Origin of the sequence: Methylobacterium sp. J-001 (genome assembly GCF_022829565.1) — a bacterium.
GTDB lineage: Bacteria > Pseudomonadota > Alphaproteobacteria > Rhizobiales > Beijerinckiaceae > Methylobacterium.
Genome location: NZ_JAKSYN010000162.1, coordinates 62352 through 88330 on the forward strand (window position 1 = coordinate 62352; position 25979 = coordinate 88330).

24 protein-coding genes are annotated in these 25979 nt (G+C 69.4%); 13 read left to right on the forward strand and 11 right to left on the reverse strand.

From position 1 onward, the window contains the following. Nucleotides 1–96 precede the first annotated feature (96 nt). From MKK65_RS20250 to ileS, 3 genes are all read right to left on the reverse strand, one after another. On the reverse strand, nt 97–759 hold the full coding sequence (locus MKK65_RS20250; RefSeq protein ID WP_058190625.1) for a hypothetical protein: 663 nt from the start codon (nt 757–759) through the stop codon (nt 97–99). Nucleotides 760–919: 160 nt separating this feature from the next. Continuing rightward, nucleotides 920–1450, reverse strand: a complete 531-nt coding sequence (lspA, locus tag MKK65_RS20255; RefSeq protein WP_243959940.1) for a signal peptidase II — start codon at nt 1448–1450, stop codon at nt 920–922. 430 nt (nt 1451–1880) lie between these two features. Continuing rightward, nucleotides 1881–4847, reverse strand: coding sequence for an isoleucine--tRNA ligase (ileS, locus tag MKK65_RS20260; RefSeq protein WP_243959941.1), 2967 nt, complete (start codon nt 4845–4847; stop codon nt 1881–1883). Between the two features lie 328 nt (nt 4848–5175). Between ileS and MKK65_RS20265 the strand changes: the two genes are divergently transcribed. Beyond that, entirely contained in the window at nt 5176–5445 is a 270-nt protein-coding gene (locus MKK65_RS20265; RefSeq protein ID WP_243959942.1) for a hypothetical protein, read from the forward strand. Between the two features lie 27 nt (nt 5446–5472). Here the strand turns inward: MKK65_RS20265 and MKK65_RS20270 are convergent, their stop codons facing one another. The 3 genes from MKK65_RS20270 to MKK65_RS20280 all read right to left on the reverse strand — a co-directional run bounded on the left by MKK65_RS20270 (nt 5473) and on the right by MKK65_RS20280 (nt 8150). Beyond that, nucleotides 5473–6423, reverse strand: coding sequence for a DMT family transporter (locus MKK65_RS20270; RefSeq protein ID WP_243959943.1), 951 nt, complete (start codon nt 6421–6423; stop codon nt 5473–5475). 115 nt (nt 6424–6538) lie between these two features. Next, nucleotides 6539–6883: a hypothetical protein gene (locus tag MKK65_RS20275; RefSeq protein WP_058193173.1), complete on the reverse strand. Its 345-nt coding sequence runs from the start codon at nt 6881–6883 to the stop codon at nt 6539–6541. Between the two features lie 424 nt (nt 6884–7307). Continuing rightward, the gene (locus tag MKK65_RS20280; protein ID WP_243959944.1) at nt 7308–8150 is read right to left on the reverse strand and encodes an NAD(P)-dependent oxidoreductase; all 843 of its coding nucleotides are present in this window, start codon (nt 8148–8150) and stop codon (nt 7308–7310) included. A gap of 84 nt (nt 8151–8234) precedes the next feature. Between MKK65_RS20280 and MKK65_RS20285 the strand changes: the two genes are divergently transcribed. Together MKK65_RS20285 and MKK65_RS20290 are read left to right on the forward strand one after the other, a co-directional pair. Further along, nucleotides 8235–8453 (forward strand): antitoxin MazE-like protein, encoded by a 219-nt coding sequence (locus tag MKK65_RS20285; RefSeq protein ID WP_243959945.1) that lies wholly within the window; start codon nt 8235–8237, stop codon nt 8451–8453. A 25-nt stretch (nt 8454–8478) separates the two neighbouring features. Further along, nucleotides 8479–8778 carry a type II toxin-antitoxin system prevent-host-death family antitoxin gene (locus MKK65_RS20290; protein WP_243960019.1) on the forward strand — a complete coding sequence of 100 codons (300 nt, stop codon included), beginning with the start codon at nt 8479–8481 and terminating at the stop codon, nt 8776–8778. Nucleotides 8779–8877: 99 nt separating this feature from the next. Here MKK65_RS20290 and MKK65_RS20295 read toward each other — a convergent pair whose 3' ends face one another. Further along, nucleotides 8878–10080: a pyridoxal phosphate-dependent aminotransferase gene (locus tag MKK65_RS20295; protein WP_243959946.1), complete on the reverse strand. Its 1203-nt coding sequence runs from the start codon at nt 10078–10080 to the stop codon at nt 8878–8880. Nucleotides 10081–10237: 157 nt separating this feature from the next. On the opposite strand from MKK65_RS20295, the gene MKK65_RS20300 reads away from it, so the two are divergent. From MKK65_RS20300 to MKK65_RS20310, 3 genes are read left to right on the forward strand one after another with little or no spacing between them, the layout of a single operon-like run. Next, entirely contained in the window at nt 10238–10522 is a 285-nt protein-coding gene (locus tag MKK65_RS20300; RefSeq protein ID WP_243959947.1) for a type II toxin-antitoxin system ParD family antitoxin, read from the forward strand. 10 nt (nt 10523–10532) lie between these two features. Beyond that, nucleotides 10533–10829 carry a type II toxin-antitoxin system RelE/ParE family toxin gene (locus MKK65_RS20305; RefSeq protein WP_409565470.1) on the forward strand — a complete coding sequence of 99 codons (297 nt, stop codon included), beginning with the start codon at nt 10533–10535 and terminating at the stop codon, nt 10827–10829. A 60-nt stretch (nt 10830–10889) separates the two neighbouring features. Beyond that, a complete protein-coding gene (locus MKK65_RS20310; RefSeq protein WP_243959949.1) occupies nt 10890–11915 on the forward strand; it encodes an LLM class flavin-dependent oxidoreductase in 1026 nt (341 codons plus the stop codon). Between the two features lie 119 nt (nt 11916–12034). On the opposite strand, the gene cysN is transcribed toward MKK65_RS20310, so the two are convergent. From cysN to MKK65_RS20325, 3 genes are read right to left on the reverse strand one after another with little or no spacing between them, the layout of a single operon-like run. Next, nucleotides 12035–13444, reverse strand: a complete 1410-nt coding sequence (gene cysN, locus MKK65_RS20315; RefSeq protein ID WP_243959950.1) for a sulfate adenylyltransferase subunit CysN — start codon at nt 13442–13444, stop codon at nt 12035–12037. Beyond that, nucleotides 13444–14391, reverse strand: a complete 948-nt coding sequence (gene cysD, locus MKK65_RS20320; RefSeq protein ID WP_243959951.1) for a sulfate adenylyltransferase subunit CysD — start codon at nt 14389–14391, stop codon at nt 13444–13446. Before cysD ends, cysN begins: the two co-directional genes overlap by 1 nt. Further along, nucleotides 14388–15200 (reverse strand): phosphoadenylyl-sulfate reductase, encoded by an 813-nt coding sequence (locus tag MKK65_RS20325; RefSeq protein ID WP_243959952.1) that lies wholly within the window; start codon nt 15198–15200, stop codon nt 14388–14390. Before MKK65_RS20325 ends, cysD begins: the two co-directional genes overlap by 4 nt. A gap of 267 nt (nt 15201–15467) precedes the next feature. Between MKK65_RS20325 and MKK65_RS20330 the strand changes: the two genes are divergently transcribed. The 7 genes from MKK65_RS20330 to MKK65_RS20360 all read left to right on the forward strand — a co-directional run bounded on the left by MKK65_RS20330 (nt 15468) and on the right by MKK65_RS20360 (nt 24597). Further along, nucleotides 15468–15983 carry an Lrp/AsnC family transcriptional regulator gene (locus MKK65_RS20330; RefSeq protein ID WP_039902897.1) on the forward strand — a complete coding sequence of 172 codons (516 nt, stop codon included), beginning with the start codon at nt 15468–15470 and terminating at the stop codon, nt 15981–15983. Between the two features lie 110 nt (nt 15984–16093). Next, nucleotides 16094–17863 (forward strand): sulfite reductase flavoprotein subunit alpha, encoded by a 1770-nt coding sequence (locus MKK65_RS20335; RefSeq protein WP_243959953.1) that lies wholly within the window; start codon nt 16094–16096, stop codon nt 17861–17863. A gap of 215 nt (nt 17864–18078) precedes the next feature. Beyond that, nucleotides 18079–19914, forward strand: coding sequence for an NADPH-dependent assimilatory sulfite reductase hemoprotein subunit (locus MKK65_RS20340; RefSeq protein WP_243959954.1), 1836 nt, complete (start codon nt 18079–18081; stop codon nt 19912–19914). A gap of 421 nt (nt 19915–20335) precedes the next feature. After that, nucleotides 20336–20635 (forward strand): hypothetical protein, encoded by a 300-nt coding sequence (locus MKK65_RS20345; RefSeq protein WP_243959955.1) that lies wholly within the window; start codon nt 20336–20338, stop codon nt 20633–20635. After that, nucleotides 20632–21264 (forward strand): TetR/AcrR family transcriptional regulator, encoded by a 633-nt coding sequence (locus MKK65_RS20350; protein WP_243959956.1) that lies wholly within the window; start codon nt 20632–20634, stop codon nt 21262–21264. Before MKK65_RS20345 ends, MKK65_RS20350 begins: the two co-directional genes overlap by 4 nt. A 111-nt stretch (nt 21265–21375) precedes the next feature. Then, complete coding sequence (locus tag MKK65_RS20355; RefSeq protein WP_243959957.1) at nt 21376–21945, forward strand: DUF2147 domain-containing protein; 570 nt, start codon at nt 21376–21378, stop codon at nt 21943–21945. 468 nt (nt 21946–22413) lie between these two features. Further along, nucleotides 22414–24597, forward strand: coding sequence for a TonB-dependent siderophore receptor (locus tag MKK65_RS20360; protein WP_409565464.1), 2184 nt, complete (start codon nt 22414–22416; stop codon nt 24595–24597). A 157-nt stretch (nt 24598–24754) separates the two neighbouring features. On the opposite strand, the gene MKK65_RS20365 is transcribed toward MKK65_RS20360, so the two are convergent. Beyond that, entirely contained in the window at nt 24755–25978 is a 1224-nt protein-coding gene (locus MKK65_RS20365; protein ID WP_243959959.1) for a PepSY-associated TM helix domain-containing protein, read from the reverse strand. Nucleotide 25979: the final 1 nt, after the last annotated feature.

A 25979-nucleotide genomic window follows, 5' to 3' on the forward strand; every position in this document is an offset into this window, starting at 1 on the left:
GGCCGTCCGCGTCTCCGGCCGGCAAGAGCCGTACCGGGACAGAGATGTCATGTTGCCATGCCGGGGCGCCGTTGCAACGGCGCCACAGCCGGATGGTTACTGCTGGGCGCGCTGGCGCTGATAGGCCCGGGGATCGGCCTCGTCACGCTCGCGGCTGGCATTGTTGATCGGATCCCGCGACGGCGGCTGCGCCAGCTTCTTCGGCGACTGGCGGTAGCCGGTCGGCGGATCGGTCAGCACGTCCCGGGCCGGCTCCACATCGGAGGGCTCGGCATTGGCGCTCTTGCCCTTGAGCAGGTCGAACGGGCTGAGCAGGCTGTCGTCGCGGTTGGTATCGCCGGGCTTGCGCTCGGCCTCGGTGGTGACGCTCGCCCCGGCCCGACGGCCGTTGCGGATCTCATCCACCGAGAGCGTGGCGTTGTTGTCGTCGTAGCGGCCGCGCGCCTGGTTGCCCACCGGGCGGCGCCGCTCGTCGGCCGCGCGCTCTCGCTCGGCGATCTCGGGATCCTTCGGCCAGGCGGTGCTGGTGGAGCGGGCCCGGGGCTGGGGCAGGGCCTTGCCGTCGAGCTTGGGCGGCATCACCAGCGGCGGGCGCTCGTGATAGTCGATCGGATCCTGCCGCTTCTCCAGGAGGCCGATGCCCGAGAGCGCGTCGCGCATGAACTCGCCGCGCTCCTGCGCCTGCGCGCCGCAGGTCAGCAGCGGCGCCAGGGCGACCGCGGCGGGGAGGATGAGACGAAGCCTGCGATGCTCGGTCATGCTGCCTCACGGGTTCCGGCCGGGGATCCGGCACGGGGACGGCCGCCACGCGGCCTGATCCGACAGGTTCCGGCCTGAGACCGGTTTCCGGCGATCGTATGGCGCATTGACCGCATCGCACCAGAGGCTTGGGGCGGCCAGGGCCGATCTGTTGCGGGAATCACGGGCGCGGCGCCGGATCGCCCGGTGCCGGCCCGCTCCGGGCCGCATCCCCCGACGTAGCCCGGCCGGCTGGGCTCAGGCTGTCGAGGATGAGCCCGATCACCCCGGCGACGATCGCCGCGTCCGCCACGTTGAACACGTACCAGGACCAGCCGCCGGCATGCAGGTGGACGAAGTCGAGCACCGCCCCGTAGGCGGCCCGGTCGATGGCGTTGCCGAGCGCCCCGCCGACGATCAGCCCGAGGGCCACGGCCAGCAGCCGCGAGCCGGCCCGGGTCATCCAGATGCCGAGGCCGAGGGCGGCGGCCAGCGACAGGGCCACCAGGAACCAGCGCCCGAACCCGCTCTCCTGCTGGAACAGGCCGTAGGAGACGCCGCGATTCCAGACCACCACGAAGTCGGCGAAGGGCGCCAGCCGCCACGGCTGGGTCAGCACGAGATCGGTGCCGAAATAGAGTCCGAGCTTGGACGCCTGATCGAAGACCAGGGTGACGAGCAGGGCCAGCAGGCCGGCGCGAGTCGGGGTCATGAGCGGAGACCAGACACACGCGCGTTTACCTTCCCCCGCTGCGAGCTACGACGTTCACACATCGCACGGCGAAAGGCGCGGCGCTCTCTCCTCCCCCCTGCGGGGAGGAGTTGGAGGTGGGGGTGGCTCAGAAGGAACCGTTGCCCCCTATCCTGCACCACCCCCACCCCTACTCCTCCCCGCAGGGGGGAGGGGAAAACGTATTGTGTTTCAGAGCCTTGTTTCAAAACAACCCTGATGCGTGAATCCGCCAGCCTCTGCGGGGCAGGGTATCCTGCGCAGCAGGGGGGGAGAGGGGAGCGGCGGTGCAGAGTGAGGCCGTGCCCGTCATGCCGGCCTCGCCTCGTCCGGAAACGGCGCTCCCCTCTCCCGACGCCCTTCGGGGGCCACCCTCCCCCGCAGAGGGGGGAGGGTGATGTCGCGGGTACGATCACGCCGCGCTGGCCTCGGGGTGCGCGGCGTCCCACTCGCGCAGGGCCTGGGCGTCGCGGGGGGTCACGTCCGGGAACTCCGGGTCGCTGCCGACCGCTGGGCTGACGCGCCAGGAGCGGGCGCATTTGCGGCCCTCGGCCGGTGTCGGCACCACGGCGACGCCGCGCACCTCGTCGATCCGGAACGCGTCTGCCGGCCCCTCGCCGGCCACCACCGTGATCGCGGAGGTGATGCAGGTATCGGCGAAGTCGCAGCCCTCCAGGGCGGCGAGCAGCTCCGGATCCGCGACGTAGACGGTCGGGGCCGCCTCCAGGCTCGCGCCGATGCGCTTGGCCGCGCGCTCGATCTCCAGGGCGCCGGTCACGGCCCGGCGCACCTTCCGGATCTTTTGCCAGCGCTCCGCGAGGGTGGGGTCCAGCCACGCCGCGGGCGTCTCCGGCAGGGTCTGGAGATGCACCGAGCCCTCCGCGGACGGGTAGCGGTCGAGCCAGGCCTCCTCCGCCGTGAAGGCGAGCACCGGCGCCAGCCAGACCACCACCCGGCGGAAGGTCTCGTCGATCACCTGCAGGGCCGCCCGGCGGGTCACCGACGAGATCGGATCGCAGTAGAGCGCGTCCTTGCGCACGTCGAAGTAGAACGACGACAGGTCGCCGGTCATGAAGCCGTTGAGCAGGGCCACGACCCGCTTGGTGTCGTAGGTCGCGTAGGCCTCGCGGATCTCGCCGTCGAGCTCGGCCAGCCGGTGCAGGATCAACCGCTCCAGCTCCGGCATTTTTTCGGACTCGACGTCGTCGCCCGGCACGCGATGCGCCAGGGAGCCGAGCATCCAGCGCAGGGAGTTGCGCAGCTTGCGGTAGGTTTCCGCAAACGTCTTGATGATCTCCGGGCCGATCCGCAGGTCGTCGGTGTAGTCCGAGGCGGCGACCCACAGGCGCAGGATGTCTGCGCCCGAATCCTTGATGATGCTCTGCGGCGCGACGACGTTGCCCTTCGACTTCGACATCTTCAGGCCCTTGCCGTCGAGCACGAAGCCGTGGGTCAGGACGATGTCGTAGGGCGCCCGGCCGCGGGTGCCGGAGGATTCAAGCAGCGAGGACTGGAACCAGCCCCGGTGCTGGTCGGAGCCCTCGAGGTACATCACCCGGTCCTGGCCGCCGTCGCGAACGCGCCGCGCCCCGGCCAGCGCCGGGAACGCCTCCGGATCGTCCAGCACGAAGGCGTGGGTCGAGCCGGAATCGAACCAGACGTCGAGGACGTCGGTCACTTTCTCGTAGGCGGCGGGGTCATGGTCCGGCGCCAGGAAGCGCTGGGCGGCGTCGTCCCGGAACCAGGCATCGGCGCCCTCTGCCTTGAAGGCGTCGCGGATCCGGGCGTTGACGGCTTCGTCCTTGAGGATCTCACCGCTCTCCCGGTGGACGAACACGGTGATCGGCACGCCCCAGGCGCGCTGGCGCGAGACCACCCAGTCCGGCCGGTTGCCGACCATGCCGTTGATGCGGTTCTTGCCCTGCGGCGGGACCCACTGGGTTTCGTCGATGCTCTGGAGCGCGACCTCCCGCAGGGACCGGTTGCCCAGGCTATCCACCGGCCGGTCCATGGCGATGAACCATTGCGGGGTATTCCGAAAAATCACCGGCTTCTTGGAGCGCCAGGAATGCGGGTACTGGTGGCGCAGCACCCCGCGGGCGACCAGCGCCCCGGCCTCGGTCAGCGCGGCGATGACCGCCTTGTTGGCGTCGCCCTTCTCGCCCTTGTCGGTGAGCACCCGGGTGCCCTCGAAGCCCGGCGCGGCCTTGGTCAGGGCGCCGTCCGCATCCACCGTGTAGGGAATCGCGGGGTCGATGCCGCGCTCTTGGAGCAGCCGGCCGCTGGACATCCAGAGATCGAAATCCTCGCGGCCGTGGCTCGGCGCCGTGTGGACGAAGCCGGTGCCGGATTCGTCGGTGACGTGGTCGCCGTCGAGCATCGGCACCGCGAAGTCGTAGCCGCGGCCGTTGAGCGGGTGCGCCAGGGTGAGGCCGGCGAGCGTCTCGGGGCGCACGTCGCCGACGCGCTCGAACGCCTCGACCCGGGCGGCCTTGAACACGGTGGCGGCCAGGCTGTCGGCGAGCACATAGGTCTGCCCGGGCGTCGCCCAGTTCTCGGCCGGGGCCTGCGTCACCCGGTAGAGCCCGTAGGCGATCTTTTTGGAATACGCGACGGCGCGGTTGCCCGGCATGGTCCAGGGGGTGGTGGTCCAGATCACCACCCGGGCGTCGGCCAGCGCCGCATTGGCACCCTCGCGGATCGGGAACGCGACAAAAACCGTGTCGCTGACATGCTCCTCGTACTCGACCTCGGCCTCGGCCAGCGCGGTCTTCTCGACCACCGACCACATCACCGGCTTGGAGCCGCGATAGAGCTGGCCGCTCATCGAGAACTTCATCAGCTCGTCGGCGATCACCGCCTCGGCCGGATAAGCCATGGTCGCGTAGGGATGGTCCCAGTCGCCGGTGACGCCGAGCCGCTTGAACTCCTCCCGCTGCACGTCGAGCCAGTGGGCCGCGAAGGTCCGGCATTCCTGCCGGAACTCGATCACCGGCACGTCGTCCTTGTTGCGGCCCTTGGCGCGGTACTGCTCCTCGATCTTCCACTCGATCGGCAGGCCGTGGCAGTCCCAACCGGGGACGTAGTTGGCGTCGAGGCCGAGCGCACCCTGCGAGCGCACCACCACGTCCTTCAGGATCTTGTTGAGCGCCGTGCCGATATGGATGTTGCCGTTGGCGTAGGGCGGGCCGTCATGCAGCACGAAGCGCGGCCGGCCCGAAGCGGCGGCGCGGATCTTCCCGTAGAGGTCGATCGCGGCCCAGCGCTCCAGCAGCAGCGGCTCCCGGGTCGGCAAGCCGGCGCGCATCGGGAACTCGGTGCGCGGCAGGAACAGGGTCTTGGAATAGTCGCGGGCAGAAGCGGTCTCGGGGGTGGTCATCGGATCTCGCATCGGCGGTCGGGCCGGCGGCAATGGGCCGGCAGGGGCAGGGCGGGCGGCAGCAGGATCCCGGACTTCCGCGCGGCCTCGCCGAAGCGGGCGCTCATTTACGCGGAGGCCGGGCCAATAATTCGAAGCCTGCGGCCCAGGCCGCGAAGAGCATGCGAAGCGAACATGACCCGTTCTCTAGCAGCGGCAACTTCCCGATGCCAGCGGGCGGCCCTGCGATGCCGGATGAGACCTTTCGGGGCCTGAACCGTTGATCGGTACGACCTCCGCGCCCCGCAACGGCGCGGAGCCCAGTCTGAACGACGACCAGGAGTTGACCATGAAAAAACTGATGATCGCCGCCCTCGCCCTCGCCCCGCTGGCCTTCGCCACCGGCGCCGAAGCCCAGGGCACGGCCCGGGGCGCCCAGCGCGGCGTCGAGGACGGCTCGGCCGCGGCCGGCCCGGTGGGTGGCGTCGTGGGCGGCGCGGTGGGTGCCGCCACCGGCACGGTCGGCGGCGTGCTCGGCACCGATCCGGATCCGGCCCGCCGCGCCCGCGAGAACCGCCGCGAGGATAGGATGGATCGCCAGGAGCGCATGGGCCGCTGATACAGCCCTGAGATCGGGCCGGTCGCCTCAGGCGGCCGGCCTGTCCCGGCGGATCGTCTCCTGCGCCAGGAGATAGAGGCCGGAGCCGACCACGATCATGGCGCCGGCGACCGTCCAGCGGCTCGGCACATCGCCGAACAGCAGGAAGCCCAGGGTCACCGACCACAGCAGCTGGGTATAGATGAACGGCGCCAGGATGTTGGCCGGCGCCCGGGCATGGGCCAGCACCAGCAGCCAGTGCCCGATCGTCCCGAACAGCGCGACCGCGATCAGCAGCGCCCAATGGGTGAGGTTGGTCGGGCTGGTCCAGATCCAGGGCAGGAGCGGGGCCATCAGCGCCAGGCCCGCGAGCCCGGTGTAGAACATGGTCGTGGCGGTGGAATCGTAGGCTGCAAGCTTGCGCGTGATGATCGCGTAGAAGGCGTAGACCACGACGTTGGCGACGCAGAGCAAGGCGGCCGGGTGCATCCCGCCGAACCCCGGGCGTACGATCACCAGAACGCCGATGAAGCCGACGCCGATCGCCACCATCCGGCCCCGGGACGACCATTCACCGAGCAGCGGCCCGGCGAGAAGCGCGACGGTGAGCGGCGCGGCGAACTGGATCGAGATCGTCTCGGCGAGCTGCAGGTAGCGCAACGCCAGGAAGTTCAGGGCCGTGGAGGCGAACAGCAGCAGCGAGCGGACGATCTGCAACGTCAGCCGCCGGCTCTTCACGACCCCCGGGGTGCGCACCGGGTTGATGAACAGCGAGATCATCGCGACGCTGGCGGCGTAGCGCATGAAGGTGGTGACCAGCGGGTCGACCCCGGCCCGGGCCAGGGTCTTGGCGCTGGCGTCGAGGCTCGCGAAGAAGGCGACGGCGCCGCACATCAGGGCGATGCCGACGATCCGGCGACGGCGCGCGAGGTCGGGTGACGGGGCCGCGCGGGCGGGGGCCCTGTCGTTGGCGACGGTTGTCGCGACCTGCGTGCTCATGCCTGCCAAATCTCGGTGGAGGCCTGTATTCCTGCCATGCCGACCGCCGCGGCGGCACCCGCCACGGCGCAGGGGAAGTATGCAGCCGGCACGGTTCGCCGGCCCGCAATCCGGCTCAGCGCTTGGCCGTGACCTTCTCGGCGGCCGCGGTCTTGGTCGCCGCCTTGGCGACCTTCGCCTTGGCCGGGGTCGCACCCGCGATCAGCGCCGCCAGATGGCCCTGGTCGAGGCCCGCATTCGGCGCGGGCATAGCAACAGGGGTCGGCACGACGGTGGGGGCGCTCACGGGCCGGCGCGGCTCGATCGAGCCGGTGGCCGCCGGATCGGGAAGGCTGGCGAAGGCCGCGATCGGACTCGCGGGGGTGGATTCGCGCTGAACGCGCAAGGTCCAATGAGCGGCGGTGGAGAGGGCGGCAATCCCGAGGATCGCCTTGATGCCGCCGGTGAGCAGGGCTCGCATGGTCGTCAGGCCCGAAAGAACGCGGTTACGCCGGACCGGATCCCCGGCCTCGTCACATCATCGCGCCGGAGCGTGAACGAAGCTGCAAACATTCCCTCTGCGGCTGTCCCGGATCGGGGCAAAGCGCCGGGGGAACGCGCGTTCTCGAACGCGAAAAGCCGGAATTCTAAGTGGGCCTTGCGCCGAGCCCGCGGTTCCTGTTCCCCGCGCTCCCGACACTCCTGCAGCGACTCGGCCCACTGAGCCTCACAGGATCGGCCCAGAGAACTGGTCCGGACCACCCCGTCACTGCCGACCCCGCTACCATGCAGGCCCGAGCGGGCTCGCGAAACCTTCAGGCGCATCGGCTGCGGGGACCGTCCGTGTAGAGGGTGGCAGCCGAGCCGGCAACAGAGCGCGGGCGGTTTCGGCGCCCCCGCGGCGATCAGCGCTCCGCGGCGGCCGCGGCGAAGCGTATCAGCGCGGCGATCTCGACCCCTCCCACCTCGGCAGCGAGGCGCGTGTAGAGATCGGCATAACCGGAAAAGACCTGCCGCCCCGCCGCGTCCGGCCCGAGGAAATCGGCGATCTCGCCCATCTCGGGCGCCCAGCGATAAGCCTTCGGCGCCATGTCGGGCAGAGCCTTGGCGAACCGGGCGAGCAGCGCCGGCTCGTTCTCCGTGAGCTCGTCGAGCAGCGCCGGGCCGGCGCCGGTGCGCTCCGCGGCCAGGATCATGATCGCGGCGAGCGCCGTGATCCCCTTGTTGAGGCCGGCATAGCTCATCTTGAGGCTGGATGCCGCGCCGACGCCCCCGGGGCAAACGCGCAGGTCGAGGCCCAGATCGCGCAGGACCAGCGCCGGGGCGGTGTCGGCCCCCGAGATGTAGACCCGCGGCCCCTGGCTGCCGGGCTTGGGCGGCAGGCCCAGGATCGCCCCGTCGAGGAAGGGGGCCCCCGTTTCCGAGACGACCGCGGCGATCCGCGCGATGGTGTCCGGGCTGACGGCGTTGGCGTCGACATAGACCGGCTTGCGCGGGGCCGCCGCCAGAGCGGGGGCGAGGCGGCGGGCCAGGGCCTCCGCGTCGGCGGGCGGCACGATCGACAGCAGGATGTCGGCGGCCACGAGCTCGGCCATGGTGGCATCGACCATGCCGGCCGCCGCGGCCCGTGCCCGGCTCGCCTCTCCGCGCCCGTCGAGTGCGGTCAGCACGCGAGCACCGTGCTCGACCAGCCGCGCCCCGATGGCGCTGCCCATGGCCCCGGGGGCAATCACCGCGATGGTGGGCATGGGAGGCTCCGAACATGCGCTGCCGGGACCATGGTAGCCAGCGCGCCAGCGGGATCATAGTGTTTCGCGGAACGGATCACCGTCATGAACCAGCCCAAGCCCAACGATGCTCTGTCGAGGTCACGGCGTTGCCGCAGCGCGCGGCGACGCGACGGCCTGAAGGTCCCGCGCGTTTGGGTGCCCGATCCATCGAGGCCGGGCTTCAACGCGGAAGCGGCCCGGCAGGCTTCGCTTCTGAAGGGCGCCAGCGAGGAAGTCGAAGCGTTACGCTTCATCGCGGCAGCATTCGATTGGCGCGATTGAGAAATCGATGGGTCGCTTGTTCAGCATGACCACCGGCGCAGTCCAACCCTTCAGCCAGTCCGAAACTTGGTGCTTTCAAGACGCGAAGGCCCGTTTCGGCGAGGTGGCCCAACGCGCCTGCACCGAGGGTCCGCAGTGCGTGATCGTGCCCGGCCAGGACGCTGTGGTGATCATCTCGGCCGCGGAGTTCCGTCGGCTGACCGGACCGGTGACGGGCCAGGCGCTGATCGATGCGCACAGGCATCGCCCTTCCGCGATATCGATCCCGAATCCGAGCCCGTGGCGATCCCGGCCCGCGACGCCGGTCTCTGATGCGGCTGCGTAGCACCAACGTCCCGCCCGAACCTCACAGGCCGGCGGATCGCTCCTCAACCCCGGGGAGCGATCCGGTGGCTTGAGCCCGGCGCGGCCGGCGCTCTGAGCCCTACCGCAGCGAGCCGCAGAACCGCTGGATCCGCCGGCAGGCTTCCTCCAGCACCGCGTTCGAGGTGGCGTAGGAGATGCGCAGGTTCGGGCCGAGCCCGAAAGCCGAGCCGTGTACCGCAGCGACGCCCTCGGCCTGAAGCAGCTCGGTGACGAAATCCTCGTCCGTCTCGATGGTCTTGCCGGCCTCGGTTGTCTTGCCGATCAGCGCCGCGCAGGACGGGTAGACGTAGAAGGCGCCTTCCGGCGTCGGGCAGGTCAAGCCGTTGGTCTGGTTGAGCATCGACACGACGAGGTCGCGCCGGCCCAGGAACGCCGCCCGAAACTTCGCAAGGTGGTCCTGCGGGCCGTCGAGGGCGGCCACCGCGGCCCATTGCGCGATGGTGCTCGCCCCGGAGGTCTGCTGGCCCTGGACGAAGTCCATCGCCTTGATCAGCTTTTCCGGCCCGGCCGCGTAGCCGATCCGCCAGCCGGTCATGGCGTAGCCCTTGGAGACACCGTTCATGGTCAGCGTCCGCTCGATCAGCTGCGGCTCGACCTGGGCCGGGGTGACGAAGGCGAAATCGCCGTAGGTCAGGTGCTCGTAGATGTCGTCGGTGAGGATGTGCACGTCGGGATAGCGCAGCAGCACATCGGTGAGCGCCTTCATCTCGTCGCGCGTGTAGGCGGCCCCGGACGGGTTCGACGGCGAGTTGAGCACGATCCACTTGGTCTTGGGCGTCAGCACCCGGTCGAGTTCCTCGGCCTGGAGCTTGAAGCCGTGCGCCATGTCGGTGTCGGCGAAGACCGGCGTGCCGCCGCACAGCCCGACCATCTCGGGGTAGGACACCCAGTAGGGGCGGGGGATCACCACCTCGTCGCCGGGGTTCAGGGTGGCGAGGAACGCGTTGTAGAGCACCTGCTTGCCGCCGGTGCCTACGATGGTCTGCGCGACCTTGTAGTCGAGCCCGTTCTCGCGCTTGAACTTGCGCACGATCGCCTCGCGCAGGGGCGCGATGCCGGAGACCGGCGGGTAGCGCGTCTCGTTGCGGTGGATCGCCTCGATCGCGGCCTGCTTGATGTGGTCCGGCGTGTCGAAATCCGGCTCGCCCACCGACAGGCTGATGACGTCGACGCCCGAGGCCTTCAGGTCCCGGGCCTTCTGGGTCATGACGATGGTTGCGGACGGCTTCACCCGCGAGAGGACGTCGGCGAGGAGAGCCATGGCGTTTCGATCTCCGTGAGGGGCGCGGCGGTCTCGGGCGTCCGCGATTCGGCCGGGACCCTAGGCCGACGGTGCGGTGCGGACAAGGCTGCGCGGCGGCTCGGTTTCCATGCTAAGATCGTGCCGATTCGAAGAGGGCGATTGACGAGGGCGATTCATGCCACCCGCCGAGACGATCAGCGTCACGCTGGCACCGGACACGCTCCGCACCGTACGCCAGAGCGTCGAGTCCGGTGAGTACGCCTCAGTGGAGGCGATGCTCGACGAGGCTGTGCACGCCCTGCAGCGCCAGCGCCGCGAGAACGCCGAACGCCTTGATGTCATCCGTGCCCGCATCCGCCGCTCCCTCGACGACCCTCGTCCAGATCTGAGCAGCGAAGAGGTTCAGGAGCATCTCGACGAGCTGTTCGCCGAAGCCCAGCGGGATCCTCGCCGTGCGTAGACTGCCCGTCGTGTTTCGCGCTCAAGCGCGGGCAGACTTGGCCAATATCTTTCGGACGGTTTTGCACCTCAGTCAGGACGCCCCAACGGCGCGACGGTTCACGCAGCGGATCAAGGACCGGTGTGATCGCATCGGTGATGCGCCTCACGCCGGCAGGCCTCGCGATGACCTCTCGGAAGGCTTACGGACGGTGCCCTTCGAGCGGTCGGCCATCATCGCCTACCGCGTGGAGCGCGGATCAGTGCGTATCCTGAACATCTTCTACGGCGGCCGTGATTTCGAAGCTTTCTACGATAACCAGACGTAGGAGCCGCAGCCAAGACGAGCCGCCCTCGCACCGGCCCATCGGCCTCCCCATCTCCTGTCGATGACACCGCTCTCCGTCCTCGACCTCTCCTTCGTCAGCGCCGATTCGACCCCGGCGCAGGCGTTGCACGACACGCTGGCGCTGGCGCGTCACGTCGATGGCCTCGGCTACCGGCGCTATTGGCTGGCCGAGCACCATGCGCTGCCCAACGTGGCGAGCCCGGCCCCCGAGATCATGATCGGCCAGATCGCGGCCGCGACCCGGGCTATCCGGGTCGGCTCGGGGGGCATCATGCTGCCGAACCACGCACCGCTGATGGTGGCCGAGCGCTTCCGGGTGCTGGAGGCCCTGTTCCCGGGCCGGATCGATCTCGGCCTCGGGCGCGCGCCCGGCACCGATGGGCTCACCGCCCGGGCCCTGCGCCGCCGGGAGGCGCCGGGTGAGGGCGGCAACGACGACTTCTTGGACCGCCTGCAGGAATTGCTGTTCTGGGACGGCGGCTTCCCGGAGGGGCATCCGTTCGGCAAGATCCAGGCGAGCCCCGCCGGGGTGCCGCTGCCGCCGATCTTTCTGCTCGGCTCGTCCGATTACAGCGCCCAGCTCGCCGGGGAGATCGGCTGCGGCTTCGGCTTCGCGCAGCACTTCTCCGGGATGCCGGCCGAGGCGCCGATGCTGGCCTATCGCCGCCTGTTCCGGCCGACCCGCCTTGGCGAGCGGCCCCACGCGATCCTAGCCGTGGCGGCGATCTGCGGCGCCACCGACGCGGAGGCCGAGCGACTGGCCGCGAGCGCGCGGCTGTCCACCCTGCGTCGGGAGCGTGGCGAGTACCGTCCGCTGCCGAGCTTGGACGAAGCCTTGGCCTATCCGTATTCCGATGCGGAGCGCGCCCAGATCGAGCGCGGCCGCGACAAGCTGCATGTGGGCGGGCCGGAGACCCTGCGGGCGACGCTGACAGATCTCGTCGCGCGGACGCAGGCCGACGAGTTGATGATCGTCACGGCGATCCCCGACCAGGCGGCCCGGCACGACTCTTATACCCGGCTGGCCCAAGCCTGGGGCCTCGGCGCGGTCTCGGAAGCGGCCTAAGAGGATCCCAAAGGGCTCAGCCCTTTGGCGGGGTATCGGGGCAGAGCCCCGATGAACCAGGGCTCCGCCCTGGACCCGCACACGGTCCCGGACCTTGTGGATCCGGGACTTTATCAGCGTCAGCGGCCGAACAGGCGACCGAGGCGACCGAGCAGGCCGGCAGACTTCTCGCTCGCGGACGGCGCGGCGGGGGCTGCCGGGGCGGCTTCGCCCTTCGGCGCCAGGACCAGCCCGAGGGCGGCCGTGTCGGTGGTCTCCCGGTCGATCAGGATCAGGCTGCCGGTCTCGCGGTTGGCCGCGTAGGCATCCACCGCAACGGGGCGATCGAGGCGCAGGGACACGTCCGCGATGTCGTTGGCCGCGAGGCGCTCGGCCGGGCCCGGATTGCCGGTCTCGGGATCGATCCGCGAGACGATCCGCTCGACCGTAGCGTTGACCGTGGCGGTGCCGATCTTGGCCAGCAGGCTCGCCCCCGGCGCCAGCTCGGTCTCGGCCGCCCAGAACAGGCGGGCCTCGAACTGCTCGGCAATGCGCAGCGGGGCATCGGAAGCCGCGATCACCTGCCCGCGGGAGGCGTCGATCTGGTCGGCGAGGACCAGAGTCACCGATTCGTCCTCGCCGGCCTCCGCGAGGTCGCCGTCGGCCGTGTAGATCCGCGCCACCGTCGAGGTCCGGCCGGAGGGTTGGATGGTGATCGCGTCGCCCGGCCGGACCCGGCCGCTGGCGATCCGCCCGCTATAGCCGCGGAACTCGGAATTCGGCCGGTTGACCCACTGGATCGCCATGCGGAAGGGAGCGTTGAGCGCCTCCGCATGCACCGGCACTGTCTCCAGGTAATCGAGCAGGGTGCCGCCCCTATACCAGGGGGCGGCGATGCCCGGCTCCACGACGTTGTCGCCGTTCTTGGCCGAGAGCGGAATGGCCTTCACCTCGGCGAAGTTCAGCTCGCGGGCGAAGTCGCCGAAGCCGGACACGATCGCGTCGAACTTGTCCTGCGACCAGCCGACCAGATCCATCTTGTTCACCGCCAGCACCACCCGGCGGATACCCAGCATCGAGACCAGCAGGGCGTGGCGCCGGGTCTGGCGGATCAGGCCCTGGCGGGCGTCCACCAGGATCACCGCCACGTCGGCCGTCGAGGCGCCCGTGGCCATGTTGCGGGTGTACTGCTCGTGGCCGGGGGTGTCGGCGACGATGAACGAGCGCTTGTCGGTGGAAAAGAACCGGTAGGCGACGTCGATGGTGATGCCCTGCTCGCGCTCGGCCTGGAGACCGTCGACCAGCAGTGCCAGGTCCATCTCCTGCCCCTGCGTGCCGTGGCGGCGGGAATCGCGCTGGAGCGCCGAGATCTGATCGTCGAAGATCTGCTTGGTGTCGTGCAGCAGCCGGCCGATCAGGGTCGACTTGCCGTCATCCACGGAGCCGCAGGCGATGAAGCGCAGCACGGCCTTGTTCTGGTGCGCGGCCAGGAACGCCTGATAGGTGGCGGCACGGTCGCTGAACGCGGTGGGAGCCTGGTGCACCGTCATCAGAAATAGCCTTCCTGCTTCTTGCGCTCCATGGCGCCCGCGCCGTCCTTGTCGATCACCCGGCCCTGGCGCTCCGAGGTGCGGGCCGCCAGCGTCTCGCCGACGATCTCCGGGAGGGTGGCCGCGTCGCTCTCCACCGCCCCGGTGAGCGGGTAGCAGCCGAGCGTCCGGAAGCGCACGAGGCGCTGCTGCGGAACCTCCCCGGGCTCGAGCGGCAGGCGGTCGTCGTCGACCATGATCAGCTGGCCGTCGCGCTCCACCACCGGGCGTTCGGCGGCGAAGTAGAGCGGCACGATCGGAATGTTTTCCTGCTCGATGTAGAGCCAGATATCGAGCTCGGTCCAGTTCGAGAGCGGGAACACCCGCAGGGATTCGCCGCGCTTCTTCTTGAGGTTGTAGAGGTGCCAGGGCTCCGCGCGCTGGCGCTTGGGATCCCAGCGGTGCTGCGCCGTGCGCAAGCTGATGATCCGCTCCTTGGCGCGGCTCGCCTCCTCGTCCCGGCGGGCGCCGCCGAAGGCCGCATCGAACTTGTACTTGTCGAGCGCCTGCCGGAGCGCCTGGGTCTTCATCACGTCGGTATGGACCTCGGAGCCGTGGCTCACCGGCCCGACGCCGCGGGCGAGCCCGTCCGGGTTGGTGTGGACCAGGAGGTCGAGACCGAGCTCCTTTACCCGGGCGTCGCGGAAGGCGATCATCTCCCGGAACTTCCACGTGGTGTCGACGTGGAGCAGCGGGAACGGCAGGGTGCCGGGCGCGAAGGCCTTCAGGGCCAGGTGCAGCAGTACCGAGGAATCCTTGCCGATCGAGTAGAGCATCACCGGGTTCTCGGCCTCGGCGACCGTCTCCCGGAAGATGTGGATGCTCTCGGCCTCGAGCCGCTTCAGGTGGCTGAGGCGGTCGGCGGAGGCGGGCGCGCCCGGCGGCACGGCGGCGAGGGCGGCGCTCATCGGGCGAACTCCGGCTGGCGGGTCTTCACGTCTGGGTTGCTCTCGAAGATGGCGGGCTCCTGGCCCGGCTGGATCGACGCGGAGGGCTGCCCGACATGCAGGCCGCACTCCTTCTTCTCTTCCTGCTCCCACCACCAGCGTCCGGCTCGCTCCGGCTCACCGAGCTTCACGGCGCGGGTGCAGGGGGCGCAGCCGATCGACGGAAAGCCGCGATCGTGCAGCACGTTGTAGGGGATGAAATTCTCCCGGACGAAGCTGTCGACCTGCGCCCGGGTCCAGTCGGCCAGGGGGTTGAGCTTGATCAGGCCGCGGGCGGGATCGAACTCGGCGAGCGGCGTCTCGGCGCGGTTGGCCGACTGACCGGCGCGCAGGCCGGTGAGCCAGCCGCTCGCGCCGTCGAGGGCGCGGCCGAGCGGCTCGACCTTGCGGAAGCCGCAGCAGGCCTGTCGGGCCGCCACCGAGCGGCGGAAACCGTTGATGCCCTCCTCGCGGACGAACGCCTCCTCGGCGGTCCGCTCCGGCGCGTAGGCGCCGATCCGGATCCCGTAGGCCGATTCGGTCTCGGCCCAGGTGTCGTAGGCCTCCGGGAACAGCCGGCCGGTATCGAGGGTGACGATCTCGACGCGGCCCTTCGCCAGCCCGGCCATCGCCAGCCCGTGGGTCAGCGCCTGGTCCTCGACGCCGAGGCTCGTGGTGAACACGAGGCGACCCGGGATCTCGGCGGCGATCAGGTGGAGGCGGCCTGGCAGGTCGAGCCCGGACAACCGGTCCGCGAGGGAGTCGGCCATCGTTCGGTCCGGACGGGTCATCGCGACATGTCCTGAGGTTGGATCATGGGAAAGATGCAGACGGTGCCGCACCCTGTTGTCGAAGGGTCGAGATGTTCGCTATAACGAACGAAGTCAAGGCGGCGCGGGTTGCTTGTCGGGCATATCCGGGCGGCCTGGCGTGCGGTGGCGCACTCTGTTCCTCGGCACCCGAGACCCCGCACGACAAAAGATTCTTCTCGGCGGCCTTGTGAAACGCCTAAACTCTCCGCGCGCGGCCCAGCGTGGAAGGATCCCACGGAGACGACTTTGGACGCCATCGATCTGAAGATTCTGGCCCTGCTGCAGGCGGATGCAACCCTGTCCATCGCGGCGATCGGCGAGCGCGTCGGCCTGTCTCAGACCCCGTGCTGGAAGCGCATCCAGAAGCTGGAGGCGGACGGGGTGATCGATCGGCGGGTGGCGGTGCTGGACCCGGTCAAACTCGGCCTCGGGCTCACCGTGTTCGTTTCCATCGAGACCGCCGACCACTCCCAGGAATGGCTGCAGCGCTTCGCCGCGACCATTTCAGCCATGCCGGAGGTACTGGAATTCTACCGGATGGCGGGGGATGTGGATTACATGCTGCGCGTCGTCGTGGCCGACATGCAGGCCTATGACAGTTTCTATAAGCAGCTTATCGCGGTGCTGCCGTTGAAGAACGTCACGTCGCGATTCGCCATGGAGAAGGTGAAGTCCACCACCGCCCTGCCGCTGCCGGCACCGCCGAAAACCGGGCGCCACCTACCCGGGACCGCCCCGGTGCTCGCCGTCGTAGGAGAATGATTTTCTATTTTTCTGCGGCGCAGCGAAAGCAATATCCTAGTTCAGGCGCGTTCTGCAAAAAGAACGTTTTCGATTGACACCGGCCCCGTAGGCCACGACATGGTCCCCTGATGGCACGCCAGAATCTCCTTCCGCGCACCGCCCCGTTCGGCGACGGCGAGCGCGCCAGCCTCGATGCCGTGCTCGGCGCCGCGACGCCCGTGCAGCGCGCCTGGCTCGCGGGCTTCCTGGCGGGCCTCGACGCCGCCGGCGGCCAGCCGGCCGCGGCCCCGGCTGCCCCGCCCAAGGCGGCCGAGCCGCTGACGATCGTCTACGCCAGTGAATCCGGGAATTCCGAGGCGCTGGCCGGCAACGTCGCCAAGCTGGCGCGCAAGCAGGGCTTCAAGCCCAAGGTCGTGGATTTCTCCGATCTCGACATCGCGAGCCTGCCCAAGGCCGGCAAGCTCATCGCCATCGCGGCGACCTGGGGCGAGGGCGAGCCGCCGGCCCGGGCCGTGCGGGCCTATGGCGAGCTGATGGGGGAGGGCGCACCCCGCATCGACGGCGTGGACTTCGCCGTGCTGGCGCTGGGCGACACCTCCTATGTCGAGTTCTGCGCCATCGGGAAGGCGCTCGACGCGCGCTTCGAGGCCCTGGGCGGCAAGCGCGCCGCCGAGCGCGCCGACCTCGACCTCGATTTCGAGAAGCCGGCCGCCGACTGGATCAAGAACACCCTCAAGGCACTCGCCCCGGCAGAGACGCCCGACAACGTCGTGGCGGTGGATTTCGCCCGCGCCGCCGCCGGCGAGGACGACGAGGCCGAGCCGAGCCGCGAGCCGCTGGTGGTCGAGGTCGTCGAGCACGTGAACCTCAACTCGTCGCGCTCCGACAAGGAGACGATCCACCTGGCGCTCGCCTTCGAGGACGGGGCGCCCGCCTACGAGCCCGGCGATTCGCTGGAGATCTTCCCCGAGAACGACCCGCAGCTCGTGGACGAGATCCTGAACGCCGCGGGGCTGTCGGGCGACGAGACCCTGCGCCAGGCGCTGCTCGCCGAGCGGGACATCACCACCCTGTCGGCCGCCACCATCGAGCGCTTCGTCAAGGCGACCGGCCACGCGGAGGCGCAGACGCTGATCGACAGCGGCGAGGCCCGGGCTTGGATCGAGGGCCGGCACCTGATCGACCTGCTCGCGACCTTCCCGGCCACGCTGACCGCCGAGCACCTCAACACCATCACCCGGCCGCTGCCGCCCCGGGCCTACTCGATCGCGTCCTCGCGCAAGGAAGTGGGCGACGAGGTTCACCTCGCCATCGTGGCGGTGCGCTACGAGACCCATGGCCGCGCCCGCTCGGGCGTCGCCTCCGTGCATGTCGCCGACCGGATCCGGGACGGCGCCAAGCTGCGGGTGCGGGTGAAGCCGAACCGGCACTTCCGCCTGCCGCAGGATCCGGCCACCGACATCATCATGGTCGGCCCCGGCACCGGCGTCGCGCCGTTCCGCGCCTTCGTGCAGGAGCGCCGCGCCATCGAGGCCCCCGGCCGCTCCTGGCTGTTCTTCGGCGACCGGCACTTCCTGCACGACTTCCTCTACCAGCTCGAATGGCAGGAGGCCCTGGAGGACGGATCGCTGACGAAGATCGACGTCGCCTTCTCCCGCGACCAGCCGGAGAAGATCTACGTGCAGAACCGCATCACCCACAACGCGCAGGAGCTGGTCTCCTGGCTGGAGGGCGGCGCCCATTTCTACGTCTGCGGCGATGCCAAGAACATGGCCAAGGACGTGCGCGCCGCGGTGGTACGGGCCTACGAGATCGCCAAATCCCTGAGTCCGGCCGATGCCGAGGCGCAGGTTGCGGCCCTGGAGCGCAGCCACCGCTACCAGCAGGACGTCTACTAGAGCGCAATGGCTGAACACGGGCCAATCCGGGTTTCCAAAGGGCGTGCCGCCCTTTGGCGGGGTATCGGGGCGGAGCCCTGATGGATCGGGCGAAGCCCGACGGCAGGGCTCCGCCCTGCACCCGCAAAAGGTCCCGGACCTTTTGAATCTGGGATTTGTGACGATCCCGCCCGTTCAGGGAGCGGGGACGCAGTCAAGACTTTGGAAGTGATCCCATGGACGACCACAGCCCCCGCGACGACGCCCAGGCCCTGGCTCCAACCCCGGCGCCGCGCGTCTACGAGACCCCGCCCAAGGATCGGCCGATCACCGATGCCGAGGCGGCCCGCGCCGCCCAGCTCGCCGCGAACGAGCACATCAAGATCGCCAGCGGCTATCTCCGCGGCGGCCTGGCCGACGGCCTGCTGAAGCACGCCACCGGGGCGATCTCCGAGGATGACGGGCAGCTCGTGAAGTTCCACGGGATGTACATGCAGGACGACCGCGACCTGCGCCCGGAGCGGACCAAGAAGAAGCTCGACAAGGCCTACAGCTTCATGATCCGCCTGCGCATCGCCGGCGGCGTGATCAGCCCGCAACAATGGCTGGCGCTGGACGACATCGCAGTCACCTATGCGGGCAGCGCCCTGCGGGCGACCACGCGCCAGACCTTCCAGTATCACGGCGTGATCAAGTCGAACCTCAAGCGCACGATGGCGGCCATCGACGGGGCCCTGCTCGACACGATCGCGGCCTGCGGCGACGTGAACCGCAACGTCATGGCGGCGACCAACCCCGCCCAGGTCGGCGCCCACAAGGCCGCCCACACGCTGGCCAAGGACATCTCGGACAGCCTGCTGCCGAAGACCAGCGCCTGGCGGGAGATCTGGCTCGACGGTGAGCGCGTGGTCGGCGGCGAGGAGGAGGAGGTCGAGCCGGTCTATGGCCGCACCTACCTGCCGCGGAAGTTCAAGATCGTCGTGGCGGTGCCGCCCTCGAACGAGGTCGACATCTTCGCCCACGATCTCGGCTTCATCGCCATCCTGGACAAGAACAACCAGGTGACCGGCTGGAACGTCACGGTGGGCGGCGGCATGGGCATGACCCATGGCGAGCCCGAGACCTTCCCGCGCACCGCCGACGTGATGGGCTTCGTGGCCCCCGAGGACGCCATCAAGGTCGCCGAGGCCGTGATGACGGTCCAGCGCGACTGGGGCAACCGCAAGAACCGCAAGAACGCCCGGCTCAAGTACACGATCGAGCGCTACGGCCTGGCGGCGTTCCGCGCCGAGGTGGAGACGCGGATCGGCAAGACGCTCGGCGAGCCCAAGCCCTTCACCTTCACCAACAACGGCGACCGATTCGGCTGGACCGAGGGTGACGACGGCCGCCACCACCTGACGCTCTACGTCCCCTCCGGCCGGATCAAGGATTACGAGGACGGTCCGCAATTCCTCACCGGCCTGCGTACGATCGCCCAGGTGCACGAGGGTGATTTCCGCCTCACCGCCAACCAGAACGTGATCATCGCCAACGTGCCCGGGGCCAAGCGCGCCGAGATTGAGGCCCTGGTCGACCAGTACGGCATCGCCAAGGGTGCGGGCGCGCTGCGGCGCAATTCCATCGCCTGCGTGGCGCTGCCGACCTGCGGCTTGGCGCTCGCCGAGAGCGAGCGCTACCTGCCGGACCTGATGACCGAGCTGGAGGAGAGCCTGGCCACCCACGGGCTCGCCGAGGAGGAGATCACGATCCGCTCCACCGGCTGCCCGAACGGCTGCGCCCGCCCGTTCATCGCCGAGATCGGCCTCGTCGGCCGCGGCCCCGAGCGCTACCATCTCTATCTCGGCGCCGCCTTCGACGGCTCGCGCCTGAGCAAGCTCTACAAGGAAGACGTGGCGGCCTCAGACATCCGCGACACCCTGGATCCGCTCTTCGCCGACTTCGCCAAGGGCCGGAACCCGGGCGAGCATTTCGGCGACTACCTGATCCGGGCCGGGCACGTGGCCCGAACGGTGAACGGCCCGGATTTCCACGACCGGACCGGCGCCCTCAAGCCGGCCGGGCACGCCTGAGCCGACGCGATCCCGGAGGCCGAGGCAGCGTCCTCGGCCCCGGAGGGACGGCCCTTTGAATCGGCCGGGCGATCGCACGGGCCTGCGGGTGGCGGGCCGCCCTTCGACACGGGCCCGCTAGCGTCCACGCAGCAGCCCCACCGGGAGAGAGCTTTCCGACGGCGCCCCGGCCAGCGGCCGCGGTCAAGCGGGCCTTCACCGTCCTCGCGAGCGCAGCGCGGTGCCCCGGGCCTGGCGCGCCGGTCAACCGTGGGGCTGCACCGGCTTGCTTCCCTGCGCTCGCTGTGCCGGGACGGCGCCGAAGCAAGGGTCTGGAAACCATGTCGCCTCAACGCCCGCCTCTCCCCAACGTATGAGAACGACCGTTCATTGACGCGAGAATGAACGTTCATTACGAAGGTGAGGCAAGCAGGAGTGAGCCATGGCTCTGTCGCTCGAAGGCCACTGGTCCGATCTCGAACAGGACAGCTTTGACTCGTCGGGGACGGGTGGGGCGCACTTCCGCGCAGCGCTCCGGACTTTCTGCAGCCCCGCGAATCTCACCTTCGCCGCCGTGCTTGTCCTGGCCTGGATGGCGCTGATCAGCTGGACCGGTGCCGGCCCGAAAGGCTGGCAGGCGCGTCTCTGTGCAGATGTGAGCCAGACCGCCCAGGCCTGTGCGGCTGCCGCTTCCGCGAAGGACCAGAGCCGCGTCGTTCCGGTCACGCAGCTCGCCCCGTGAGCATACCGGCAAGCGTCGAGGCGCGCGGCAACCCGGCCGCCCGGCGCGAGCACATCCTCGACGCCGCCGAAGCCTGCTTCGTACGCAATGGCTTCCATCGCGCCACCATGCAAGATCTCGCCCGCGAGGCTGCGATGAGCCCGGGCAACTTCTACCGTTATTTCGAATCCAAGGAGGCTCTGGTCGTCGGGCTGGTAGAGCGCGAGCGCGAGCGTGGTGCCCGGCTTGTCGAAGAGATGGAGCGCAGCGGCGACCGGCGCGGGGCCTTGCTGGACATCATCGCGCGGTACTTCGTGTCGATCACCCGTGCGGCCGCGGTGCTGCGCCTGGAGGTCTGGTCCGAAGCGACCCGCAATCCGGCCATCGCCGCATTGACGGCGCGGACCGAGGCGGAGACCCGGGACTGGTTCACCGCAACCTTCTCGGCGCTGGCCACCAGTCCGGATTGCGATCCGGACCGGCTCTACGCGCTGCTGGCGCCGCTGATGAAGGGAATCCTGGTCGGCCGCGCGATCCTGCCCGATTACGACCCGGGTCCCGCAGTCACCGAGCTCCACACCCTGCTGGAGACCGGCCTTGACGGACGCCTGCCGCGCGCCGCCACCCCTGAGCCGCCACCGAACGGCTGATCCGTGTCGGCCCGTGCACGCGGGCACCGATCCGTCGGCGTTCCCGCGCTGCCCCGCCCCAAACACCACGCGCTCTTGCACCACGCGCGCCTGCGCGAAGAAGGATACCGCATGCCTCAGATCCTCGCCCGCCTCGTCACGGTCGTCGTCATCGGCGTCGCCGCGTTGGAGTGCGGTCCGGCAGCTGCGGCCGATCCCACGGGCACCTGGCTTACCGAGGACGGGCGTGCCCGGGTGCGGACCGAGCTCTGCGGATCGGATCACGGGCATCTGTGTGGCTACGTCGTCTGGCGCAATCCGAAGGACGACAAGGCGCAGGGCCCGCTGGACAAAGCCAACCCGGATCCGCGCCGGCAGGCCCGCCCGCTGCTCGGCCACCAGATGATCCTCGGGCTGAAGCCGGATTCGGATGGCCGCTACGCCGGCAGGATCTACAACGGCGACAACGGCAAGTCCTACGACGTGTCGATCTGGAGCGAGAAGCCGAGCGAGCTCTCGGTGCGCGGCTGCCTGCTCACAGTGCTGTGCGGCACGCAGACCTGGACGCGGGTGACGGGCGTTGAGCCGGGCCAGTTGCAGGCCGCGACCGACGCGCCGGGCGGCCCCCGATCCGATCCCGAATGGGCTGCCGCCGGCACGAAGGCCAAGGGCTCCGACGGGAAAGCCGCCCCACCACGCTGACCCGCGCCGCAGAATCCCGATGGCGACGCCTCCGCGTTCGTCCCCCGAAATCACAGAGATCGCGCGTCGAATCACGGCGCGCGGTAGGCTGGCCGGCCTGCGATCCCCCCCTCACGCGGGCCGGCTGGCCGCATTCAGCGAGACCGTCTGGAAAAGCCCGCCTCCTGGGCGCTGCGAGCCCGCCCCTGATTCGCACGGGGCCGTGGATGCGACGGGCGATCCCAATCACGGCGCTGCTCCGAATCAACGTCAGAACGTGCATTCGTCATCTCAGCGCACGTCTAAGTTTGCACTACCACCCAAATTTTAAATTATTCTAATGGTAATCTGTGACGTGTTGGACACAGCCACCGAGTTACCGCGGCTCTGAGCCCATCCGTTACAATCGAGCATTGAACCGCTCCGGCAATCGTACTCAAGGATCGAGGCGCCTCGTGGCGACGATCTTCTTGAGAACGACTAAAAGCTATGCCACAGGGCCGATCAGACCGCGCTGTTATCGCAAACGTTTGTCGTACACGCAGTACAAGTACGCGCCCTGAACTGGCGATCACTCTGATTCTGGCATCGACGACTGTCGTTCAGGCACAACCCAATCCGGCGCAGGATGAAGTCACCCTTTCAGAACTGAGCGTCACCGGCACCGGCCCCGCGGTGGAGCGGGCCGGTGGCCCGGTCGTCGGCTACCGCGCCACGCGCTCGGCGACCGCGACCCGGACCGACACGCCCCTGCGCGACACGCCGCAATCGGTGCAGGTGGTGCCGCGCGAGGTACTGGTCGACCAGCAGGACATCCGCCTGGGCGACGCCCTGCAGAACGTCAGCAGCGTCCAGCCCGGGGGCACGATCCAGGGCCGCAGCGACAGCTTCATCATCCGCGGCTTCAAGACCCAGATCTACGCCATCGATGGCGTGCTGTTGAGCCCGACCAACACCTTCTCGTCGGTCACCCGCGATCTGGCCGACGTGGAGCGGATCGAGGTGCTGAAGGGCCCGGCCTCGGTCCTGTACGGCCGCGGCGACCCCGGTGGCCTGATCAACATCGTCACCCGCCAGCCGACGCTCGAACCGTCCGGCGACATCAGCCTGCAGGGCGGCAGCTTCGGCTTCCGCCGCGTTCAAGGCTCGGTCTCGAGCGCCATCGCGGGTGTGGACGGTCTGGCCGGACGGGTCAGCTTCGCCGGCCAGTCCGATCCGACCTTCCGCAATTTCGGAGGCCGGGATAATTCACGCACCTTCGTGGCCCCCGCCTTCACCTGGAACCCGAGCCCGGACACCCGGGTCTCGTTCCTCGGCGAGTTCACCCGGGTGGACACGCAGTATGACGAGGGCCTGATCGCCCGGAACGGCCGCGTGCCGCTGGACAACATCGCGCGGTTCTACGGAGAGCCGTTCTCCCGGTACAACAGCAACGCGAATTTCGGGCTTCTGAAGGTCGAGCACGACCTCAACGAGAACATCACGTTGCGCGAGGTGCTCAACGTGCAATGGGGTGCGTTCGCCCTGCTGGCGACCCGCGCCACCGGCCTGACCAACCGTAATACCTTGGTGAGCCGGCGCGAGGCCACGGTCAACTCGACCTACGCGGCCGTCGACAGCCAGACCGAGATGGTGGCCAAGTTCGATCTGTTGGGTTTCAAGCATACCGTGCTGGCCGGGATCGAATACACCAACGGATACCGGCACGCCTACCAGACCGAGAGCCGGAACTACCCGTCGGTGAGCTTCCAGAATCCGGTCTTCGGCGCCAGCCTCGTCGGGCTCCAGTTCCAATCCGAACTCAAGCAGAAGAACGAGCTGAACGGCCTCTACGTCCAGGATCAGATCGATCTCGGCCTCGGGTTCCAGGTGTTGCTGGGCGTCCGCTACGACACCGGAACGCAGTACTACTTCAACCGCCTGCCGGCTTCGCGCACGATCCCGCCGGATCAGCAGCTCTCGGGCACCTCACCGCGGGTCGGGCTGATCTACCGGCCATTCGACCCGCTGACGTTCTATGTGAGCTATTCGACCTCGTTCAAGCCGCAGATCGCCAACGTCCTCAACGTCACCAACCCGGCGCCGGAGACCGGCGACCAGTACGAGATCGGGAGCCGGCTCGACCTCACCCCCGACCTGACCCTGTCGGCGGCCGCCTTCCGTATTACCCGCAACAACGTTGCGGCCAATGATCCGACCAACAGCCTCTATTCGGTGATCACCGGCCAGCAACGCTCCGAGGGGGTCGAGGCCGATCTCGCCGGCCAGATCCTGCCGGGCTGGAAGGTCATCGGCGGGATCAGCTTCCTCGACGCGCGCATTACCAAGGATCAGGTCTTCCCGGTCGGCAACCGCCTCGTGGGCGCGCCCGCTTTCAGCGGCAGCATCTGGTCGACCTACCAGTTCCAGGAGGGCTTCCTGCTCGGCTGGAACATCGGGGCCGGAATCACCTATGTCGGCCGGCGCACCGGTGATCTGAACAACAGCTACTCGGTCGGCGGCTACGCGCGGCTCGACGCCGCCGTGTTCTATGATTTCAACGAGCATGCCCGGTTCTCGATCAACGCCCGCAACCTGACCGACCGGCGCTACATCGAGCAGCCGTTCAACCAATTCAACAACGCCCCCGGCGCGCCGCTCTCGGTACTGGCGACGATCACTGCGCGGATGTGAACCGGGTCGGCCAAAGTTAGGATTTCGAAAGGTTCGGGACCTTTCGCGGGTCCAGGGCAGAGCCCTGAGGTGCACGAAGTCCGGCTGCCTCAGGGGCTCCGCCCCTGAACCCCGCCAAAGGGCTGGGCCCTTTGGACACCCGATCTTCGCCGGCGTGCTATCGATCGGCGCCCACGACGGGCTGTTCGCGAGGCCTCGTTTCACGGGTCGGCGTCGCGGCTCTCGGCTGCGCACGTCGGCCGCTCGCGCGGCGGCGCAGGATGTAGAGGACCAAGCCGGTGGCGGCGAAGCCCGGCAGGGATACCGCCGCGAGGCAGAACAGCAGCGCGAACAGGCTGCCGAAGAACCGGCCGCGATGCACCTCCAGCATGTTCTCGACGATGCGCCGCCCCAGCGGCGTGTCGGCGGCGTGCGCGGTGGAGAGCAGCGTGCCCGTGGCGGCGTCGTAGCGGGCCTCGTTGCGGGCGCTCAGGGCGTCGACGCCCCGGGGCAGCCAGCGGATGCGGATGGCCTGCGTGTCGGCCCCCGGCAGGGTGAGGATCACGAGGCCGGCCGCGTGCCCCTCGCCGGCCCGGAATGCCGCCCAGGCGCGATCGAGAGCGGGCTCGGACCCGGCCCCCGGCACCGGAGGCGCCTCCCGGCTTCCGGCCATGCGGGCGGGCTTGCCCCGCTCCGGCGTCCCGGCGAGCAGCCAGCTGACCCCGTCCTTGAACGACGGGTAGGACCAAGTCAGTCCGGTGAGCGCGATGACCAGGTAGATCGGCAAGAGCCAGGTCCCGGCCACGGCATGCAGGGACCACCAGCGCGGCCGCCCAGGCCGCGACAGGGTCGGCTTCAGCCAGATCCGCCAGCGATGGATCTTGGGCCAGCGCAGGTAGAGGCCGGTGGCGAGGAACACGATCAGCGCCAGCGTGCAGGCGCCCGTGATGGTGCGGCCCCAGCCCTTGGACCCGCCGGGGATCAGCAGCCAGCGGTGCAGGTCCCGCACCGTCGAGAACGCTGCCTCCAGTCGCACGGGCCCGAGCACCGCGCCGTCATAGGGGTCGGCATAGAGAGAGGGCGGCCGCGCCCGGGTCTCGGAATCCCGGGCGAAGCGCACGAACACGCTCGCCTCCGGGTCGCCCGACAGGGTGAGGACGTTCACCGTTCGGCCGCCGGCCTGCGCGTCGATCCGGGCGGCGAGGGCCGATGGCGCCAGCGGCACCCGATCCCTCGCCTCGACCCGTGTCCGGTCGCGGTTGGCGAAGGCGGTGATCGCCTCCTCGTAGCTCATCAGCGACCCGGTCACGCCCATCAGCGCGAGCACGAAGCCGGCGGTGAGGCCGAGCGCCCAGTGCAGGCGGAACAGGACGGTTCGGGGGGCGGGAATCGGCAGCGACATC

Bases quoted from the DNA above. Each gene is read 5' to 3' on its own strand.
- MKK65_RS20250 (WP_058190625.1), bottom strand. From the start codon at position 759: ATGACCGAGCATCGCAGGCTTCGTCTCATCCTCCCCGCCGCGGTCGCC.
- lspA (WP_243959940.1), bottom strand. From the start codon at position 1,450: ATGACCCCGACTCGCGCCGGCCTGCTGGCCCTGCTCGTCACCCTGGTC.
- ileS (WP_243959941.1), bottom strand. From the start codon at position 4,847: ATGACCACCCCCGAGACCGCTTCTGCCCGCGACTATTCCAAGACCCTG.
- MKK65_RS20265 (WP_243959942.1), top strand. From the start codon at position 5,176: ATGAAAAAACTGATGATCGCCGCCCTCGCCCTCGCCCCGCTGGCCTTC.
- MKK65_RS20270 (WP_243959943.1), bottom strand. From the start codon at position 6,423: ATGAGCACGCAGGTCGCGACAACCGTCGCCAACGACAGGGCCCCCGCC.
- MKK65_RS20275 (WP_058193173.1), bottom strand. From the start codon at position 6,883: ATGCGAGCCCTGCTCACCGGCGGCATCAAGGCGATCCTCGGGATTGCC.
- MKK65_RS20280 (WP_243959944.1), bottom strand. From the start codon at position 8,150: ATGCCCACCATCGCGGTGATTGCCCCCGGGGCCATGGGCAGCGCCATC.
- MKK65_RS20285 (WP_243959945.1), top strand. From the start codon at position 8,235: ATGAACCAGCCCAAGCCCAACGATGCTCTGTCGAGGTCACGGCGTTGC.
- MKK65_RS20290 (WP_243960019.1), top strand. From the start codon at position 8,479: ATGACCACCGGCGCAGTCCAACCCTTCAGCCAGTCCGAAACTTGGTGC.
- MKK65_RS20295 (WP_243959946.1), bottom strand. From the start codon at position 10,080: ATGGCTCTCCTCGCCGACGTCCTCTCGCGGGTGAAGCCGTCCGCAACC.
- MKK65_RS20300 (WP_243959947.1), top strand. From the start codon at position 10,238: ATGCCACCCGCCGAGACGATCAGCGTCACGCTGGCACCGGACACGCTC.
- MKK65_RS20310 (WP_243959949.1), top strand. From the start codon at position 10,890: ATGACACCGCTCTCCGTCCTCGACCTCTCCTTCGTCAGCGCCGATTCG.
- cysN (WP_243959950.1), bottom strand. From the start codon at position 13,444: ATGACGGTGCACCAGGCTCCCACCGCGTTCAGCGACCGTGCCGCCACC.
- cysD (WP_243959951.1), bottom strand. From the start codon at position 14,391: ATGAGCGCCGCCCTCGCCGCCGTGCCGCCGGGCGCGCCCGCCTCCGCC.
- MKK65_RS20325 (WP_243959952.1), bottom strand. From the start codon at position 15,200: ATGACCCGTCCGGACCGAACGATGGCCGACTCCCTCGCGGACCGGTTG.
- MKK65_RS20335 (WP_243959953.1), top strand. From the start codon at position 16,094: ATGGCACGCCAGAATCTCCTTCCGCGCACCGCCCCGTTCGGCGACGGC.
- MKK65_RS20340 (WP_243959954.1), top strand. From the start codon at position 18,079: ATGGACGACCACAGCCCCCGCGACGACGCCCAGGCCCTGGCTCCAACC.
- MKK65_RS20345 (WP_243959955.1), top strand. From the start codon at position 20,336: ATGGCTCTGTCGCTCGAAGGCCACTGGTCCGATCTCGAACAGGACAGC.
- MKK65_RS20355 (WP_243959957.1), top strand. From the start codon at position 21,376: ATGCCTCAGATCCTCGCCCGCCTCGTCACGGTCGTCGTCATCGGCGTC.
- MKK65_RS20360 (WP_409565464.1), top strand. From the start codon at position 22,414: ATGCCACAGGGCCGATCAGACCGCGCTGTTATCGCAAACGTTTGTCGT.
- MKK65_RS20365 (WP_243959959.1), bottom strand. From the start codon at position 25,978: ATGTCGCTGCCGATTCCCGCCCCCCGAACCGTCCTGTTCCGCCTGCAC.